3 protein-coding genes and 1 pseudogene are annotated in these 1,656 nt (G+C 40.4%); 1 reads left to right on the top strand and 3 read right to left on the bottom strand.

What is annotated here, in order from left to right:
• Positions 1–96: 96 nt before the first annotated feature.
• Positions 97–267: a ribbon-helix-helix domain-containing protein gene (locus QUB20_RS28385; RefSeq protein WP_333083158.1), complete on the bottom strand. Its 171-nt coding sequence runs from the start codon at positions 265–267 to the stop codon at positions 97–99.
• On the opposite strand from QUB20_RS28385, the gene QUB20_RS28390 reads away from it, so the two are divergent.
• Positions 266–448 carry a hypothetical protein gene (locus QUB20_RS28390; RefSeq protein WP_333291843.1) on the top strand — a complete coding sequence of 61 codons (183 nt, stop codon included), beginning with the start codon at positions 266–268 and terminating at the stop codon, positions 446–448. The two genes, QUB20_RS28385 and QUB20_RS28390, sit on opposite strands and share 2 nt — an antisense overlap.
• Before the next feature lie 112 nt (positions 449–560).
• On the opposite strand, the gene QUB20_RS28395 is transcribed toward QUB20_RS28390, so the two are convergent.
• Together QUB20_RS28395 and QUB20_RS28400 are read right to left on the bottom strand one after the other, a co-directional pair.
• Positions 561–1,112, bottom strand: a complete 552-nt coding sequence (locus QUB20_RS28395; protein ID WP_333251520.1) for a hypothetical protein — start codon at positions 1,110–1,112, stop codon at positions 561–563.
• 32 nt (positions 1,113–1,144) lie between these two features.
• Positions 1,145–1,656 (bottom strand): annotated as a pseudogene (locus tag QUB20_RS28400) (hypothetical protein); the annotation flags it as partial.

Below are 1,656 nucleotides of genomic sequence, written 5' to 3' on the forward strand. Positions count from 1 at the left end.
TGATTTTAAATCACCCTAACCTTCCTTCAGTCTTGTCTTATGGTACTCTGGCTGCTTAAAAACTGTCCGGAGTATTGGATAAATCAAGTTTTAGTTTCAGTCATCTGTTGATTTGAGCTTGCCGGATGCTTTTGCTTGGTCGATCGCCTCTTGAATCAGAAGGTAGACAAAGTTGGAGATCGATCGCTTTTCGATATCGCACAACTTTTCGAGATCCTTTTTAGCCTGTGTTGGCAAAACCACTGAAATCCGCTCGCTGTCGCTCATGCCCTGCAATCTGTTGGAAGTTTCCCTTATTGTGCCACCTCGGCAGTCCAGCTTGCAATGGGCGATCGTCGGTCGCTATCGCAGCCGATCGGGTGCGGAGGGACATCTTCAGTTGTTTCGGCAACGAGTGCCCAACATCCGATTTGAAGTGGTGTTTGATTTACCCTCTCGCCGAGGATAACTTTTTTGAGGGAGGATTTTTGATAAGTTAACTGTCAAATTATCGAGGGCGATCGCACTTTTGGACATGAAGGGCGATCGCTTCCATGAATACATAAACTATGAACTATTTTTTAAAGGCAGGATGTTTGAGTCGCTTCGCCAATGTCATCTATTAAAAAATTATTATTATTGAGTACAAGAGTAAAATCTCTGTATTCACACGCTTGTTCTCTACCATCTTTAAAAGAATACAGCAACCAAACGGTCATTTTTACTCTAGTAGGAGATTGTTCAATAGGTTTCATCTGAGTAACTTTTATAAAGTTATATAGACTGACCCATTTTTTATTATCATCACTGGAAGGATATTTTTTCTTGAAATCATCAGTAGTAAATACTTGTCCGGCTGCCTTATTATCTGTAGTTGTCAGTGCATAGAAGTTATTGATAGTTTGCTCAGGTGTTGTTCTCAATGGAATATCTGAAGGTGAGACGGTACTGCTCGGTGAAGGTGGCAAAGATTGGGGTGTTGAATTTGAAGGGATATTAGATTTAGCCAAATTCTCTTGAATGGCATTCCAAGCTGCTTGACCGCCTAGAATAAGCACAGCACCACCTACCATAACACCCATCAAAATGCCGTATATTTTCCATAATTTTTGCTTTTCTGTTGGGTCATCCATAGGTAAATATCTCCTGTTTGATGAGTAAAACTTTATGAAACTTCAATATTAATGACGTAGCCTGACTGATGGGGTGCAGAAATTTCAACAATATAATCTCCACTATTTGGCAGTTGACCCTGCCATTGGGATACACCGTTTACAGCATTGCCAATTGTTTGATTGTTAGGAGAAATAATTGTCACATTAATACTTCCCTGCCTGATTTGCACAGTCATGCGCTGTCCGCTACCGCAGTTTAGTAAGTAGCGCTTTTTTTGATTTGCTGTTAGACTGTCACGAATTGTTGCTCCTGTACTACCTTCATTAAAGCTTACTCGTTCATTTGAAACCGAGGGTGTAGATGAAAGAGTTTGTGATCGCACTGCTACTGGTGGTTGTGGAGTGATTAAAGGCAAGGAGTTAGTAGAGGCTGGTTTATTTTCAATACTGGCTTTTGACATATTATCTTGCAGAAGTGTTGAACGCCAGAAGTGTTGAACGCTTATTGATAGGATTCTGAAAATAGACATACGAATCCTATAAAATGCTGATTTCAGCAATT

This window comes from Microcoleus sp. B4-C2, from assembly GCF_036705265.1.
Taxonomy (GTDB): domain Bacteria; phylum Cyanobacteriota; class Cyanobacteriia; order Cyanobacteriales; family Microcoleaceae; genus Microcoleus.